We start from the raw sequence: 14,825 nt of genomic DNA on the forward strand, positions 1-14,825 counted from the left end.
GCGGGGTGCGGGTCCTCAGGGTCAGCCCTTCACCGCCCCGCCGAGCAGGCCGGAGACGAACTGCTTCTGGAAGACGAGGAAGACGAGCATGAGCGGCAGCGTCGCCAGCAGCGCGCCGAGCATCAGGCCCGCGTAGTCGACACGGGTCAGCCCGGTCAGGTGGCTGAGCGCGACGGGGAGCACGTACTTCTCCTCGGAGTTGAGCATCAGCAGGGGCCAGATGAAGGAGTTCCACTGGCTCATGAAGGTGAAGATGACCAGGGCGCCGAGCTGCGGCCGTACCACGGGCAGCACGAGCCGGTAGAAGATCCGCAGGTCGCCCGCGCCGTCCAGACGCCCGCTCTCGATCAGCTCGTCGGGGAAGTCGAGGAAGGCCTGCCGCATCAGGAAGATGCCGAAGGAGTTGGCCAGGAACGGGATGACGATCGCCTGGTAGGTGTCGACCCAGCCGATGCTCGCCATCATCTGGAACAGCGGCACGAGCAACACCTGGAAGGGGATCATCATCGTCGCGAGAACCGCCGCCAGCAGCACGCCGCGGCCCCTGAAACGGAACTTCGCCAGGCCGTACCCGGCCATCGCGCTGACCAGCGCGCTACCCGCGGTGTAGACCAGCGCGGTGGCCAGGCTGTTGACGACCACCCTGCTGAAGCCGACCGCCTCCTCCAGCCCGCGCAGGTTGGCCAGCAGGTCGTCTCCCGGCAGGAACGGCGGCGGCGAGCGGAACAGCTCGCTCGTGTCGTGGGTGGAGGCCACCGCCATCCAGTAGAACGGCACGACGCTGACGAGCGCGCCCGCCGCGACGAGCAGCCAGACCAGCAACCGTCTCATTTCAACCACCTGAACTGCGCGTAGGACAGCAGGCCGATGATCAGCACGATCACCCACGCCATCGCGGCGGCGTAACCGAAGTCGAACTGCTTGAACCCCACCTGGAACAGCAGCAGGATCGGCGAGAGCGTCGCGTCGTCCGGCCCGCCGTCGGTCAGCACCTTGTTCTCGTCGAACAGCTGCAGCGTCCCGATCGTGGAGGTGATCGAGCAGAACAGGATCACCGGCTTGAGCTGCGGCACGATCACGCTGGTGAACGTCCGCCACGGGCCGGCGCCGTCGATGGCCGCGGCCTCGTACTGCGCCTTGCCGATCGACTGGAGACCGGCCAGCAGGATCACCATGTTGTAGCCGGTCCACCGCCAGGTGATGGAGGCGATCAGCGCCACCCGCGCCCACATCGGGTCATCCAGCCAGCCGATCTCGTGCCCGAGAAGCTGGTTGACCATGCCGCCCTCGGTCTTCAGCAGCACCCTGAACACCACCGCGTACGCCACCAGGGTGGTCACGGCGGGCAGGAAGAAGGCGACCCGGAGGGTGGCGCGGAAGCGCAGCCACGACTGGTTGAGGACATAGGCGAGCACCAGCGCCAGCCCGATCATGATCGGTACCTGGACGACCAGGATGAGGCCGACGTTCAGCAGCGACCTGCCGAACCTGGCGTCGGCCAGCAGCCTGGCGTACTGGTCGAGGCCCGCCCACGAGGTGACGCCGTCCTCGGTCCGCTGGAAGCTCTGCATCAGCGAGGCCGCCAGCGGATAGGCGAAGAAGACGGCGAACAGCGCGGTGGCGGGGCCCGCGAAGATCCACGGGATGAGCCGCCGGTGGCGGGGACCCGTCAGGGCCGGAGCCCCGACGAGCTTCTCGGTCAGCGCGGTCACGACGCCGCGATCTCCCGCTTGGTGGCGGCCGAGATCTGCTTGGCGGCCTCGTCCAGGACGGTCCTGGGATCCTCGCCGCCGACCACGGCGCGCGACAGCAGCGTCTTCAGCAGCTCGGCCGCCTCGGCGTCGTCGTCCGTGGACTCCACAGGCGGGATGTCGCGCACCTGCTCGGCGAAGATCTGGTTGACGGGCTGGCCGCCGAAGTAGTCGACCGGGGTGCCGAAGTAGGGGTCGGCCAGCGCGGGCAGGTAGGCGGGGAACAGGCTCTCGGTCTTCATCATCGACAGCTGGCTGTCCTTGTTCGCGGTGACGAACTCGGCGAAGGCGTAGGCGGCCTGCTGGTTGCGGGTCTGCCCGGTGACGGCGAGCATGGAGCCGCCGTTGGCCGAGGTGCGCACGCCGCCCGCCTCGAAGGCCGGCAGCGGGACCACCCCGAATTTTCCTGACAGCTCAGGCATCTCGGAGGTCAGCGTGCCGCTCCACCACACGGCGGTGGGCGCGGTGGCGGCCTTGCCCTCCTTGGTGGCGGTGACCCTGCCGTCCCAGCCCTTCTCGTTCTGCAGCAGGCCCTGCTTGTTGAGGCGGGCCATGAGCGTCAGCGCCTTCACACCCGCCGCCGAGTTCACCGCGACCTTGCCGTCCTTGAAGATCCCCTGGCCCTGCTGCTGGAGCAGGGTCGTGAACAGCGGGGTGATGTTGCCCAGATCGGAGACGAACAGCCGCTTGCCGGTCTTGGCCTTGACTCGCAGGCCCGCCGTGACGAGCTCGTCCCAGGTTGTGACGTCCTCGGCCTTGACGCCCGCCTGCTCGAAGTAGTCGCGCCGGTAGAACAGGCCGACGGGCGCGGAGTCCCACGGCAGGGCGTACAGCTTGCCGCCGGGACCGGACGCGGTCTGCCACTTGGCGGGGTCGAAGTCGCTCTTGTACTTGCCGGCGACGGGGGCGAGGTCGACCAGGCCGTTGGGGAAGTTCTTGGCGTAGGCCGAGACGCGCTCGTCCTCCAGGTGCACGACGTCGGGCAGGCCGGAGCCGGACTGGAGACCGACGGTGATCTTGTCGTAGACGTTGTCGTAGCCGACGTCGGTCACCTCGACCTTCACGCCGGGATGCAGCTTCATGAACTCTGGCGCCAGACGCTGCAGCGCCTTGGCCCCGACGTCGAAGGACCACACCTTCACCTCGCCGGACAGCTTCTGGGAGCTGGGCGCGATCGACGGCGCGGCTTGCTGGACGCCGCCCGTCGCGCATCCGGTCAGGGTGACCAGTGCCGCCACGGCGGCAAGGAGAGCTTTCACTTCCGCTCCAGGATGTACTATGTCACACGCTGAATAATGAGTTCTGAGTAAAGTACGCTGAATAAAGCCGGAGCGCTAGCCCTTCCTTGGCGCGCGCTCGGCTGTGCGCTTGACGACGGGCCGCCCGACGCCCGGCCGCGCTGCCGCCCTCGACCTCGCGCGCGAGCTCGACACGCCAACCCGGCTCGCCGGACGCGCCCGCCCTCGGCGCATCGGCTCGACGGGCGCGCCTGCCTCCAGCGTCGGCTCGCGGAACAGGCCCCCCGGCGTGCTGGCTCGGCGGGCGCGCCCGCCCCAGCGCACCGGCTCGACGGGCACGCCTGTCTCCGGCGCTGGCTCGCGGGGTGTCTCGTGGTTGGCTGTGAACCGGCCTTTCTCGGCGCCAGGCGGCGCCGCCCGCGAGCGCCTTCTTCGCGGGTGCGCGAGACGAGGAGGGCGAGGGGTGCGGACCGCCGGAGGCGGCGGGTGGTGCGGGTCTCTGCGGCGGCAAGCGGTGGCGGGCCTCCGGGGGGCGTGATGTGGGTGGGCCTCGAGCCCCGGGCCGGCGGTGCGGCGAGGCCCGGGTGGTGAGCAGGCGGGCTTCCCGCCGTGGGGCGTGGTGCGGGCGGGAGGCTGATCCGCGGCGAGCCGGGCGAGGGCGTCAGGTTCGCGCCGCTGAGCGCAAGGAGTTCAAGGAGCTCGCGCGGGTGCCGGCGTGGATGGAGGCGCTCGCGCTGCAGCTGTTCGATCCTGATGACCGGAACAGTGGGGCCGGCCGCGTCCTCGAACGCCCCCGTGATTTTTGCCTCTCACCCACACGCCCGTCACCAGCGGTTTTGCGCGTTCTTTGACGTGAGCGTGATCACAGTTGACCGATTTGTAACCAACCGCCCTCTTGCTGGGGCGGTTGATGCATTTGTACGGTCCCTTCATTGCCACTTAACAACTTGTTCAGTGCAGAGAATCGAGACGTTCGATGGCATCTGAGCCCTTGGGCGACCGGATCCGTGCCTATCGCAGCATGCGCCAGATGACCGTCAGGGGTCTGGCGGCGCAGGCACAGGCGAGTGCCAGCTTCATCAGCCAGTTGGAGCGCGGTCAGACCAGTGCGAGTGTCGGGATGCTACGGCGGATCGCCGTGGCGCTCGGCATCACGGTCGCCGACCTGTTCAGCGAAGAGGAGGCGAGCGGCCATCGCGTCGTCAGAAGGGCCGAGCGCCCCGAACTGCACGCGGGACAAGGCTCGCGCAAGTACCTGATCTCGCAGCGACCGCTCCAGAACCTGGAGGTGTACAGCGGCGAGTTCGAGCCAGGCGCCTCCACAGGGGACGAGCAGTACACCCACGGCGACTCCCAGGAGATCCTGCTCGTCCTGCGTGGCGCGGTAGCCGTCCATCTGGGCGAGAAGAGCCTGCTCCGGATGGGGCCGGGCGACAGCGTCGAGTACCGCACCTCCGTCCCGCACCGCGTCGTCAACGACGGCGAGGAGGAGGCCGAGGTCCTCTGGATCATCGGCCCGCCCACACCTGACTGACCTTCGATCCCACCCCCCGATCCCACCCTGACCCCACCCCCCTGACCCCACCCCCCTGACCCCACCCCGCAAGAACCCCATTTCACGATCAACGAGGGGGCAACCATGCTCATGCGACCCAAGCGACTGGCCGGTACGGCTGTCGCCGCGGCCTCCCTCCTGCTGGCTGCGGCCTGCGGCGGAGGCGCCGCGGCGCCCGCGGACGTCGACCTCGGCTCAGGGCCCGCACAGTCCGGAGCCATCAAGAAGGACGCCCTGAAGGGCGTCAACATGACCTTCGTGTCCTACGGAGGCGTCTACCAGAAGGGCCAGCAGGACGCGGCCATCGACCCCTTCGCGAAGGAGTCGGGCGCCCAGGTGGTCCAGGACGGCCCGACCGACTACGCCAAGATCAAGGCGCAGGTCGACTCCTCCAACGTCACCTGGGACGTCGTCGACACCGACTCCATCTGGGCCGCGGCCCAGTGCGGCAAGCTGCTCCAGCCCCTCGACTACAAGATCATCGACAAGTCGAAGGTCCCTGACGGCCTGGCCACCGAGTGCAGCGTCCCCGCCATGCAGTACGGCATGGTCCTCGCCTACAACAAGGACAAGTTCGGGTCCAACCCGCCGCAGGGCTGGAAGGACTTCTTCGACACGGCGAAGTTCCCCGGCAAGCGGGCCATCCCCGGCAACCCGGGCGACTCGGCGCCCGGCCCGTTCGAGGCCGCGCTGGTGGCCGACGGCGTGGCCGCCGACAAGCTCTACCCGATCGACGTGGCCAAGGCGACCAAGAAGCTCGACACCGTCCGCGGCGACCTGGTCTTCTGGAAGACCGGCGCCGAGTCCCAGCAACTGCTGGAGTCCGGCGAGGTCGACATGGTCATGATGTGGAGCGGCCGCGCCTACGCCGGCATCAAGAACGGCGCGAAGTTCGACGTCCAGTGGAACGAGTGGATGCCCATCATGGACTCCCTCGCCGTGCCCAAGAACGCCAAGAACCCCAAGGCGTCCATGGCGATGATCAACTACTACCTGGGCGCCCAGCAGCAGGCCAAGCTCACCGAGCTGACCTCCTACTCGCCCATCAACACTGAGGCCAAGCCCCAGCTCGACGAGCTCGGCACCTCCTTCCTGACCACCCGCCCCGAGGTGGCCGACAAGCGGCTCAAGGTGGACGACAAGTGGTGGGCGGAGAACCAGTCCGAGATGATCGAGAAGTGGTCCGCCTGGCTCGGGGGCTGAGCACGCCGTGAAAGAGAGAACGGCGGGGCCCGCGCTCCTCCTGCTGCCCGCGCTGGTCGCGCTCGGTGTCTTCTTCCTCTACCCGCTGGTGTCGATGCTGGTCAGCGCCTTCACCGACCCCGAGCCCGGGCTGGGCAACTTCGCCTGGTTCTTCGGTGAACAGGCGAACCTGCAGGTGCTCGGCAGGACGTTCGGCACCGCGTTCTGGGTGACGCTTGTCGCGCTGGCGCTGTCCTACCCCTACGCCTACGCGATGACGATCGCGGGGGCGAAGGCCAGGGCGGTCCTGACGCTCCTGGTGCTGGTGCCGTTCTGGACCAGCCTCATGGTGCGCACGTTCGCGTGGGTGATCCTCCTCCAGGACACCGGCGTGATCAACAAGATGCTCGGCGTGCTCGGGATGGGGCCCTTCAGCCTCATCCGCACCCAGACCGGCGTGGTCATCGGCATGGTGCAGCTGCTGATGCCGTTCATGGTGCTGCCGCTGTACGCGGTGATGAGCGGCATCGACAGGCGGCTGCTGCCCGCGGCCACCAGCCTCGGCGCCCACCCGGTCAAGGCGTTCCTCAAGGTGTACGTGCCGCTGTCGCTGCCCGGCGTCTCCGCCGGGTGCCTGACGGTGTTCATCAGCGCGCTCGGGTTCTACGTCACCCCCGCGCTGCTGGGCTCGCCGACCGACGCGCTGATCTCGCAGCAGATCTTCACTCAGGTGAACGGCCTGCTCAAGTGGGGTCGCGGCGGCGCGATGGGCGTCGTGCTGCTCGGGCTGACGCTCGCCATGATCGCGCTGCTGGCGCTGACGCTGCGCCGTACCGGAAGGAAGGTGACAGGATGAGGGCCCGCGGGCTGCTCTGGGCCTTCTGCTCGCTGATCGGCGTGTGGCTGGTCGCGCCCGCGCTGATCGTGGTGCCGCTGAGCTTCACCGACAAGCCGTCACTGAAGTTCCCCCCTGACGGCTACTCCACCCGGTGGTACGCCAACTTCTTCGGCGACTCGGCGTGGATGTCGGCGCTCGGCACCTCCGTGCAGGTGGCGCTGCTGGTCACGGTCGTGGCCACCGTCCTCGGCACGGCGGCCGCGCTCGGCCTGACCAGGGCGAAGATCAAGGGTCTCGCCGTGGCCCAGGGCTCCTTGCTGGCGCCGATGATCGTGCCCGGCGTCGTGCTCGCCATCGGCACCTACGCGGTGTTCCTCAAGCTCCAGCTCGTGGGCACCCTCGTGGGCTTCGTCATGGCGCACACCGTGCTGGCCCTGCCGTTCGTCATCATCCCGGTCACGGCCTCGCTGCGCGGCTTCGACAGGCGGCTGGAGGACGCGGCCGCCAGCCTCGGAGCGAGCAGGTGGACCGCCTTCCGCAGCGTGACGCTTCCCCTCGTGGCCCCCGGCGTGGCCTCCGGGGCGCTGTTCGCCTTCGTGACCAGCTTCGACGAGGTGGTCGTCTCGCTGTTCATCCAAAGTCCGTATCTGCAGACCCTGCCGGTGAAGATGTACGCCAGCGTCACCCGTGAGACCGATCCGACCATCGCGGCCGCGGCCACCATGATCATCGTGCTCACCACGACGCTCGTCCTCGTCGCCACCTTCTTCGTCGCCAGGAGGACCCGTGCCAAGTAGCATCCAGCTCACCGGCCTCACCAAGACCTACCACGACTTCGTCGCCGTCGACGACGTGTCACTGTCGATCGAGCCTGGCGAGTTCATGACGCTGCTCGGGCCCAGCGGCTCGGGCAAGACCACGACGCTCAACATCATCGCCGGGTTCGTCAGGCAGACCAGCGGTGAGCTGACCGTCGACGGCACCTCCATCGGCTCCACCCCGCCGCACAAGCGCGACATGGGCATGGTCTTCCAGCACTACGCCCTCTTCCCGCACATGACGGTCGCGGAGAACATCGCCTTCCCGCTCAAGCAGCGCAAGGTGCCCAAGGCCAAGCGCGCCGAGATGGTGGAGGCGGCGCTGGCGACCGTCCACCTCGGCGACTTCGGCCACCGCTACCCGCGCGAGCTGTCCGGCGGCCAGCAGCAGCGCGTCGCCGTCGCCCGCGCGATCGTCTACAACCCCCGGGTGCTGCTGATGGACGAGCCGCTCGGCGCGCTCGACAAGAAGCTGCGCGACTGGCTCCAGCTGGAGATCAAGCGCATCCACGCCGAGCTCGGCACCACGTTCGTCTACGTGACGCACGACCAGGACGAGGCACTGGTGCTGTCCGACAGGATCGCGGTGTTCAACAAGGGCCGCATCGAGCAGGTCGGACCCGCCGCCGAGCTCTACGAGCGGCCGAAGACGTTGTTCGTGGCCAAGTTCCTGGGCGAGTCGACGGTCCTGCGCGGGCCCGTCTCCGACCACGGTATCGGGGTGTGCGCGCGCCACCTGCACGTCCAGGGCGGCATCGAGGCCAAGGACGGCGCCCTGGTGGTGCGGCCCGAACGGCTGGCCGTCCGCAAGCCAGGACACGAGGCCGAGCCTGGATGGAACGCCCTGCCCGGCACCGTCACCGGCGAGATCTACCTGGGCTCCAGCCGTAAGCTGGAGCTGCAGCTGCCGGACGGCTCTCCCGCGCTGGTCCGCGAGCAGGCCGGCGGCCTGAGCGAGGCCCGTGTGGGCGACGAGGTGACGCTGACCTGGCGCGTCGCCGACTCCGTCCTCCTACCCGACGAAAGCGACGCGGAGGCTGTGCTCACGTGAACGTCACCAAGGACTTCGCCAACGGAGGAGTCTCCTTCTGGTACCGGCAGATCGGCATCCCCGACCGCAGGGCGGCGCTGCCGGGCTCGCGCGACTACGACGTCGCCATCGTGGGCGGCGGCTACACCGGCCTGTGGACCGCCTACTACCTGAAGAAGGCCCAGCCCGACCTGCGGATCGCGATCCTGGAGAAGGAGTTCGCCGGGTTCGGCGCCTCGGGACGCAACGGCGGATGGCTGTCGGCCGAGTTCGCGGGCTCGCGCGAGCGCCACGCCAAGGCGCGCGGCCGCCAGGCGATGATCGACCTGCAGCACGCCATGTTCACCTCGGTCGACGAGGTCATCCGCGTCGCCGGCGAGGAGGGCATCGACGCCGACATCCACAAGGGCGGGCTCATCCACACCGCCACCAACCCGGCCCAGCGCCGCCGCCTGCACGAGGAGCTCGACGAGCTGCGCGCGTGGGGGTACGGCGAGCAGGACCTGCGCCTGCTCGAGCGCGACGAGCGCGAGTCGCGCCTGCGCGTGGCCGGGGCGCTCGACGCCACCTTCAGCCCGCACTGCGCCCGCATCCAGCCGGCCAAGCTGGCCGTGGGCCTGGCCAGGGTCGTCGCCGCGCTCGGCGTCGACATCTTCGAGGGCACCACGGTCACCGCGATCAAGCCCAGGCAGGCGATCACCACCAGGGGGGTGGTGAAGGCGGAGTACGTCATCCGCGCCACCGAGGGCTTCACCGCGGGCATCGAGGGGCAGCGCCGCCAGTGGCTGCCGATGAACAGCTCGATGATCGTCACCGAGCCGCTGCCCGCCGACGTGTGGAAGCACCTGGGCTGGGAGGACCGCGAGCTGCTGGGCGACGAGGCGCACGCCTACATCTACGCCCAGCGCACCGCCGACGACCGCATCGCCATCGGCGGGCGCGGCGTGCCGTACCGCTACGGCTCGCGCACCGACGACCGCGGCGCCACCCAGCGCTGGACCGTCGAGTCGCTGTGGCGGATGCTGGTCAAGCTCTTCCCCGCCGCGGCGGACGCGCGCATCCAGCACTCCTGGTGCGGCGTGCTCGGCGTGCCGCGCGACTGGTGCTCGACCGTCCACCTGGACCACGAGACGGGCCTCGGCTGGGCCGGCGGCTACGTCGGCAGCGGCGTCACCACCACCAACCTGGCCGGGCGCACGCTGCGCGACCTGGTGCTGCGCCAGGACACCGAACTCACCTCGCTGCCGTGGGTGGGCCGCCAGGTCCGCCAGTGGGAGCCCGAGCCGCTGCGCTACGCCGGCGTGCAGCTCATCTACACGCTGTTCCGCGCCGCGGACCGGCGCGAGAACGACAGGGGTACCACCACCTCCGGGTACGCCCGCCTGGCCAACCTGATTGCGGGGCGCTGATGACGCATCTGACCGACGCCGTGACCGTGACGCTTCCTCCCGCCGTCCCCAAGCCCACCAGCCTGACCGGGCAGCGAGAGTCGACGCTGGAGCTGTGGCGTGACGGCGGCGCGGAGGCGGGTGTGTGGGAGTGCGAGCCCGGCACCTTCACCGCCGTGCGTGACGGCTTCCACGAGATCTGCCAGATCCTGACCGGCAGGGCCACGCTGACCGCCGAGGACGGCGAGGTGACCGAGCTCGGCCCCGGCTCGACCGTGGTGCTGCGGGACGGCTGGAAGGGCACGTGGGTGGTGCACGAGACGATGCGTAAGACCTACATCACAATTGACACAAATCCTACCTGATTAGTAGATTACCGGACGGCCCGTCGCGATGACGGGCCGTCTTCTTCGGTAAATTCCCTGCTTTTCCTACTTGGATATGTGATATGAGTAAGCGCATCGCCCTTGCCCTCGCCGCCCTCCTTGCCGTCTCCGCCTGCGGGTCGAACGGATCAGGCGACACCGCGGGAGGTGCCACCGCGGGAGGTGCCACCGCCAACCCGTACAAGCTCCTGCAGCCCGGGATCGTCAGGACGGGGACACTGACCGACGCGCCCCCGAACGTGTTCCTCAAGGACGGCAAGTTCACCGGCTTCGACAACGACCTGTTCTCCGCGGTCGCGGCCAAGGCGGGCCTGAAGGTCGAGTTCGTCGGCACCGACTTCTCCGCGCTCCTGTCCCAGGTGGCCACGCACAAGTTCGACGTGGGCAGCTCCTCCATCACGATCACCGAGGCCCGCAAGAAGACCGTCGCCTTCACCAACGGCTACGACTTCGGCTACTTCGGCCTCGACGTGCCCTCCGACTCGGCGATCAAGTCCTTCGACGAGCTCAAGGGCAAGCGGGTGGTCGTCGTCCAGGGCACCGTCCAGGACGACTACGCCACCCAGCAGGGCCTCGACCCCGTCCGGGTGCCCGACTACAACGGCGCGGTCAACCAGCTCAAGGCCGGCACCGCCGACGCCTGGATCTCCCCCGCCGAGATCGGCGAGACCAGCGCCAAGGAGAGCGACGGCGCGATCGTGCTCGCCGCCAAGCAGCTCAGCCCCTCGCCGACGGCCTTCGCGGTCGCGCAGGACAAGCCCGAACTGCTGGCCGCGCTGAACAAGGCGCTGGACGAGGTCATCGCCGACGGCACGTGGAAGAAGCTGCAGGACCAGTACTACCCCGGCCGCCCGATTCCCGCGGACTTCAAGCCGGGTAGCGCGGGCGCCAAGTAAATGGACTGGTTGTCGACGCTGTGGCGGATGTTCTTCGACTGGGAGTCCATGCGCGAGGCGCTGCCCGACATGCTCACCGTCGGGCTGCCCAACACGCTGATCCTGGCCGGCCTCTCCGCCGTGCTCGGCACGGTCCTCGGCATGCTGCTGGCCATGGCGGGCATCGCCAGGGCCAGATGGCTCAGGTGGCCCGCGCGCGTCTACACCGACGTCTTCCGCGGGCTGCCCGCCGTGGTGACCATCCTGCTCATCGGGGTCGGGCTCGCGCCGCTCGGCATGCAGGTCTGGGGGCCCAACCCGTATCCGCTGGGCATCCTCGCGCTCTCCCTGATCGCCGCCGCCTACATCGGTGAGATCTTCAGGTCGGGCATCCAGAGCGTCGAGAGCGGCCAGTTGGAGGCCGCCCGCGCGCTGGGGTTCTCCCGCGGCGCCGCGCTGCGCATGGTGATCATCCCCCAGGGCGTACGGCGGGTGCTGCCGGCGCTGGTCAACCAGGTCATCGCGCTCGTCAAGGAGTCGAGCCTGGTCTACTTCCTCGGCCTGCTGGCCACCCAGCGCGAGCTGTTCAGGATCGGGCAGGACGCGGCGGCCAACACCGGCAACGAGTCCGCGCTGGTGCTGGCCGGGCTGTTCTACCTGCTGCTCACCGTGCCGCTCACGCACCTGGTCAACCACATCGACAGGCGGCTGCGGGCCGCACCGAAGGAGGCGAGGGCATGAGCGGCGTCGTCACCCGCGACATCCACCTGTCCTTCGGCGCCACGCCCGTCCTGCGCGGCGTGGACCTCGACGTCGAGCACGGGCACACGGCCTGCGTGATCGGTCCCTCCGGCTCGGGTAAGTCGACGTTCCTGCGCACGATCAACCGGCTGCTCGAACCCTCCAGGGGCGACGTCCTGCTGGACGGGCGGAGCGTGCTGGGGGAGGACCCCGACCGGCTGCGGCGCCGGATCGGGATGGTGTTCCAGCAGTTCAACCTGTTCCCGCACATGAGCATCCTGCGTAACCTCACGCTGCCGCTGCGCAGGATCAGAGGCGTGTCCGCCGACGAGGCCGAGGCGATCGCCAGGCGCCAGCTCGATCTCGTCGGCCTGGCGGGCAAGGCCGACGCCAGGCCCGGCCACCTGTCCGGCGGCCAGCAGCAGCGGGCCGCCATCGCCAGGGCGCTGGCGATGGAGCCGCAGGTGATGCTCTTCGACGAGGCCACCTCGGCGCTGGACCCCGAACTGGTCAAGGGCGTGCTCGGGCTGATGGCCGACCTGGCCGGGGAGGGGATGACCATGGTGGTCGTCACCCACGAGATGGGCTTCGCCCGCGAGGCGGCCGACACCGTGGTCTTCCTCGACGAGGGAGTGTCGGTCGAGGCGGGGCCGCCGTCGCAGATCTTCGAGGCGCCGGTCAGCCCCAGGCTCAAGCAGTTCCTGTCCGACGTGCTGTGAGCGTGGCGCCCGGCGGTACCCGCTGGGTGAGCCCGCAGGCCGTCCAGGTGTAGGTGAGGTGTCGCGACAGGTTGGTGAGCGTGGTGGTGCCGCCCTCGTGGCGGACCGCCACGCTGCCGCCGCCGACGGGGATGCCGGAGACGGACAGCCAGTCGACGCCCGCGGGCAGGGAGGGCTCCGTGACGATCGCGTCGCCGTGCGGCCGCACGCCCAGCAGGCCCTCGACCACCTGGCTGACCAGCGTGAACGACACCTCCGGATAGTCGCCGTTGCGCCCGCCCGCCACGTGCTCCCCTTCACGGGAGGCGAAGATCTCTCTCATCCACCGCCAGGCCGTCTCGGTCCTGCCGTGGCGGAAGAACGTGTCCGGCAGGTACGTCCACGCCTCCACGTTGTGCGGCCTGCCGGGCCCGCGGGTCTGGGCGTCGATGTGGTCCAGGAGGTCCTCGTCGGCGGTGAGCCGCTTGAGCGCGGGGAACCAGCTGCTCTCCATGCCCCAGCCCGTGACGGGCGTGCCGTCCCTGGTGAAGCCGCGCGCCCCCTTCCACTCGGAGGCGAAGCGGCGGCACAGGTCGAGAGCCCGCCGCTCGTACGCGTCGCCGTCCAGGCCGCGCGCCCTGGACAGCTCGGCCATCGCGAGGAAGGCGGCGTACTGCGCGGCGACGCCGTCACCGGCCACCGCCAGCGGCTCGCCGTCCTGCTCGTTGTAGGTGGCGGTGCCGTCGAAGATGCCCGTCCCCATGGCGGTCGGGGGCAGGTCGACCGCCCGCCGGTAGTAGTCCCACAGGACGGGGTCGTCCACGTACGAGCGGTCACCCGTCCACCGGTAGGCGGCGGCGCCCGCCTCCACCAGCTCGTAGACCGCGGGCGCCTCCCTGACGAACGCATCGGGGCCGCGGTAGTCGATCGACAGGTACGAGCCGTCGAAGTTGAAGGCCCACACGGGACGGTGGCCGTGCTCCTCGGTGGCCGACGCGGCGAAGCAGCGCAGCATCGCCAGGTTGGCCGCGTGGAGGCCGAGCAGGTGGGCGCCGGGGAGCTGGTGGACGAAGTCGCGCAGGTAGAAGCCGCTGCGGTGCGCGTAGCCCGCCCAGTACGAGGGCAGGTAGGCGCCCTCGCCTGTGCCGTGCGGCTGCCGCTCGTCGACGTTGAGCGGGCCGCGCGACCCGGCGGGGTGCGCCCAGCGCAGCGCCCTGTCGCGCGCCCACTCGAACATCGCCACCAGCTCCTCGCTGGAGGAGTCGATACGCATGAAGGGTTCCGATCACGAGGCCCTCACGGGCCGAGACTGGGGCGGATCACCAGCTCGCCTGGGAGCAGGAGGCCCGCCTGGGGATTGACGCCGTCCTCGACGATGCGCACCAGCCGGCTGACCAGCGCCTCGGCGATACGGCGGAGCGGCAGCCGCACGGTGGTCAGGGCCGGCTGCAGGAACGCGGTGACGGGCAGGTCGTCGAAGGCGACGAGGGCCAGGTCGGCGCCGATCTCCACGCCCTCGGCCCTGGCGGCGGCGTACACGCCGAGCGCCAGCCAGTCGCCCCCCGCCACGATCGCGGTCGGGCGGGCGCGGCTCGCGAGCAGTTCGCGGGTGGCGGCGACGATCTCGCCCGGCTCGTCGCCCCGCACGGAGAACTCCTGTCCGGCCAGGCCGTGGCGGCGCACGCCCGCGAGGAACCCGTCGCGCCGGTCGTCCATCCACGGCTGCCCGCTCGACGAGGCGAGGAAGGCGACCTTGCGGTGCCCTCGGGCGGCCAGCAGACCCACCAGCTCGGTCACCGCCTGGACGCTGTCGACGTCCACCCACGACTGCGGGTGCTCGGGTTCCGTGCGCCCGAAGGCGGCGAAGGGGAAGCCCTCGGCGGCCAGATGGGCGACGCGGGGGTCGTCGCGCAGTATGTCGGACAGCAGGAAGCCGTCCACTGTGCGGGCGGCGATCAGCTCGTCGAGCGCCTGCTCGTGGGTCTGGCCTGGACGCGGCCTGACCAGCAGGATCCGGTAGCCGGCCTCGCCCGCCGCCGCCACGACCGCCTCGAGGAACCCGCCCATCAAGGGGTTGGGATTGGCCGGATCGTCCACCGGCGTCGGGTAGGCGATGATCCGCCTGGTGCCCGACTTCAGGCTGCGCGCCGACTGGTCGGGCCGGTAGCCGAGCTCCTCGATCAGCGCCGTCACCCGCTCCAGCGTCTCGGCCTTCAGCCGGTGCGGGGCGTTGAGCGCGTTGGAGATCGTCTGACGGGACACGCCGGCCGCGCGCGCGACGTCCTCGATGGTGAGCCCGCGCTCGCGCGGCCGACGTGCCGTCAC

At 69.8% G+C, this 14,825-nt stretch carries 15 protein-coding genes; 10 read left to right on the forward strand and 5 right to left on the reverse strand.

What is annotated here, in order from left to right; translation table 11 throughout:
* Positions 1–21: 21 nt before the first annotated feature.
* The 3 genes from AC3EO4_RS15555 to AC3EO4_RS15565 are packed head-to-tail and all read right to left on the reverse strand — an operon-like array spanning position 22 to position 3,010.
* Entirely contained in the window at positions 22–831 is an 810-nt protein-coding gene (locus AC3EO4_RS15555) for a carbohydrate ABC transporter permease (RefSeq protein WP_431896182.1), read from the reverse strand.
* Positions 828–1,712 (reverse strand): carbohydrate ABC transporter permease, encoded by an 885-nt coding sequence (locus AC3EO4_RS15560; protein WP_379573732.1) that lies wholly within the window; start codon positions 1,710–1,712, stop codon positions 828–830. Before AC3EO4_RS15560 ends, AC3EO4_RS15555 begins: the two co-directional genes overlap by 4 nt.
* Positions 1,709–3,010, reverse strand: coding sequence for an ABC transporter substrate-binding protein (locus AC3EO4_RS15565; RefSeq protein ID WP_431896184.1), 1,302 nt, complete (start codon positions 3,008–3,010; stop codon positions 1,709–1,711). The genes AC3EO4_RS15560 and AC3EO4_RS15565 overlap by 4 nt, the downstream gene beginning before the upstream one ends.
* A gap of 955 nt (positions 3,011–3,965) precedes the next feature.
* Here AC3EO4_RS15565 and AC3EO4_RS15570 point away from each other — a divergent pair.
* From AC3EO4_RS15570 to AC3EO4_RS15615, 10 genes are all read left to right on the forward strand, one after another.
* On the forward strand, positions 3,966–4,523 hold the full coding sequence (locus AC3EO4_RS15570) for a helix-turn-helix domain-containing protein (protein WP_379573734.1): 558 nt from the start codon (positions 3,966–3,968) through the stop codon (positions 4,521–4,523).
* 105 nt (positions 4,524–4,628) lie between these two features.
* A complete protein-coding gene (locus AC3EO4_RS15575) occupies positions 4,629–5,747 on the forward strand; it encodes an ABC transporter substrate-binding protein (protein ID WP_379573735.1) in 1,119 nt (372 codons plus the stop codon).
* A 7-nt stretch (positions 5,748–5,754) separates the two neighbouring features.
* Positions 5,755–6,582, forward strand: a complete 828-nt coding sequence (locus AC3EO4_RS15580; protein WP_379573737.1) for an ABC transporter permease — start codon at positions 5,755–5,757, stop codon at positions 6,580–6,582.
* Positions 6,579–7,361: an ABC transporter permease gene (locus AC3EO4_RS15585; protein ID WP_431896187.1), complete on the forward strand. Its 783-nt coding sequence runs from the start codon at positions 6,579–6,581 to the stop codon at positions 7,359–7,361. Before AC3EO4_RS15580 ends, AC3EO4_RS15585 begins: the two co-directional genes overlap by 4 nt.
* A complete protein-coding gene (locus tag AC3EO4_RS15590; protein ID WP_431896189.1) occupies positions 7,351–8,433 on the forward strand; it encodes an ABC transporter ATP-binding protein in 1,083 nt (360 codons plus the stop codon). The genes AC3EO4_RS15585 and AC3EO4_RS15590 overlap by 11 nt, the downstream gene beginning before the upstream one ends.
* Positions 8,430–9,821 carry an NAD(P)/FAD-dependent oxidoreductase gene (locus AC3EO4_RS15595; RefSeq protein WP_379573740.1) on the forward strand — a complete coding sequence of 464 codons (1,392 nt, stop codon included), beginning with the start codon at positions 8,430–8,432 and terminating at the stop codon, positions 9,819–9,821. Before AC3EO4_RS15590 ends, AC3EO4_RS15595 begins: the two co-directional genes overlap by 4 nt.
* Entirely contained in the window at positions 9,821–10,165 is a 345-nt protein-coding gene (locus AC3EO4_RS15600) for a cupin domain-containing protein (protein ID WP_431896191.1), read from the forward strand. The genes AC3EO4_RS15595 and AC3EO4_RS15600 overlap by 1 nt, the downstream gene beginning before the upstream one ends.
* An 83-nt stretch (positions 10,166–10,248) precedes the next feature.
* The gene (locus AC3EO4_RS15605) at positions 10,249–11,082 is read left to right on the forward strand and encodes an ABC transporter substrate-binding protein (RefSeq protein ID WP_379573742.1); all 834 of its coding nucleotides are present in this window, start codon (positions 10,249–10,251) and stop codon (positions 11,080–11,082) included.
* The gene (locus tag AC3EO4_RS15610; RefSeq protein WP_379573743.1) at positions 11,083–11,802 is read left to right on the forward strand and encodes an amino acid ABC transporter permease; all 720 of its coding nucleotides are present in this window, start codon (positions 11,083–11,085) and stop codon (positions 11,800–11,802) included.
* Positions 11,799–12,521, forward strand: a complete 723-nt coding sequence (locus AC3EO4_RS15615) for an amino acid ABC transporter ATP-binding protein (protein ID WP_379573744.1) — start codon at positions 11,799–11,801, stop codon at positions 12,519–12,521. The genes AC3EO4_RS15610 and AC3EO4_RS15615 overlap by 4 nt, the downstream gene beginning before the upstream one ends.
* Here AC3EO4_RS15615 and AC3EO4_RS15620 read toward each other — a convergent pair.
* Both AC3EO4_RS15620 and AC3EO4_RS15625 read right to left on the reverse strand, forming a co-directional pair.
* A complete protein-coding gene (locus tag AC3EO4_RS15620) occupies positions 12,493–13,773 on the reverse strand; it encodes a hypothetical protein (protein ID WP_431896194.1) in 1,281 nt (426 codons plus the stop codon). The genes AC3EO4_RS15615 and AC3EO4_RS15620 overlap by 29 nt on opposite strands.
* A 23-nt stretch (positions 13,774–13,796) precedes the next feature.
* Positions 13,797–14,825: a LacI family DNA-binding transcriptional regulator gene (locus tag AC3EO4_RS15625; protein WP_431896196.1), complete on the reverse strand. Its 1,029-nt coding sequence runs from the start codon at positions 14,823–14,825 to the stop codon at positions 13,797–13,799.

The organism is Nonomuraea sp. bgisy101 (assembly GCF_057708945.1).

Bases quoted from the DNA above. Each gene is read 5' to 3' on its own strand.
- AC3EO4_RS15570 (WP_379573734.1), top strand. From the start codon at position 3,966: ATGGCATCTGAGCCCTTGGGCGACCGGATCCGTGCCTATCGCAGCATG.
- AC3EO4_RS15620 (WP_431896194.1), bottom strand. From the start codon at position 13,773: ATGCGTATCGACTCCTCCAGCGAGGAGCTGGTGGCGATGTTCGAGTGG.
- AC3EO4_RS15585 (WP_431896187.1), top strand. From the start codon at position 6,579: ATGAGGGCCCGCGGGCTGCTCTGGGCCTTCTGCTCGCTGATCGGCGTG.
- AC3EO4_RS15555 (WP_431896182.1), bottom strand. From the start codon at position 831: ATGAGACGGTTGCTGGTCTGGCTGCTCGTCGCGGCGGGCGCGCTCGTC.
- AC3EO4_RS15615 (WP_379573744.1), top strand. From the start codon at position 11,799: ATGAGCGGCGTCGTCACCCGCGACATCCACCTGTCCTTCGGCGCCACG.
- AC3EO4_RS15605 (WP_379573742.1), top strand. From the start codon at position 10,249: ATGAGTAAGCGCATCGCCCTTGCCCTCGCCGCCCTCCTTGCCGTCTCC.
- AC3EO4_RS15610 (WP_379573743.1), top strand. From the start codon at position 11,083: ATGGACTGGTTGTCGACGCTGTGGCGGATGTTCTTCGACTGGGAGTCC.
- AC3EO4_RS15600 (WP_431896191.1), top strand. From the start codon at position 9,821: ATGACGCATCTGACCGACGCCGTGACCGTGACGCTTCCTCCCGCCGTC.
- AC3EO4_RS15575 (WP_379573735.1), top strand. From the start codon at position 4,629: ATGCTCATGCGACCCAAGCGACTGGCCGGTACGGCTGTCGCCGCGGCC.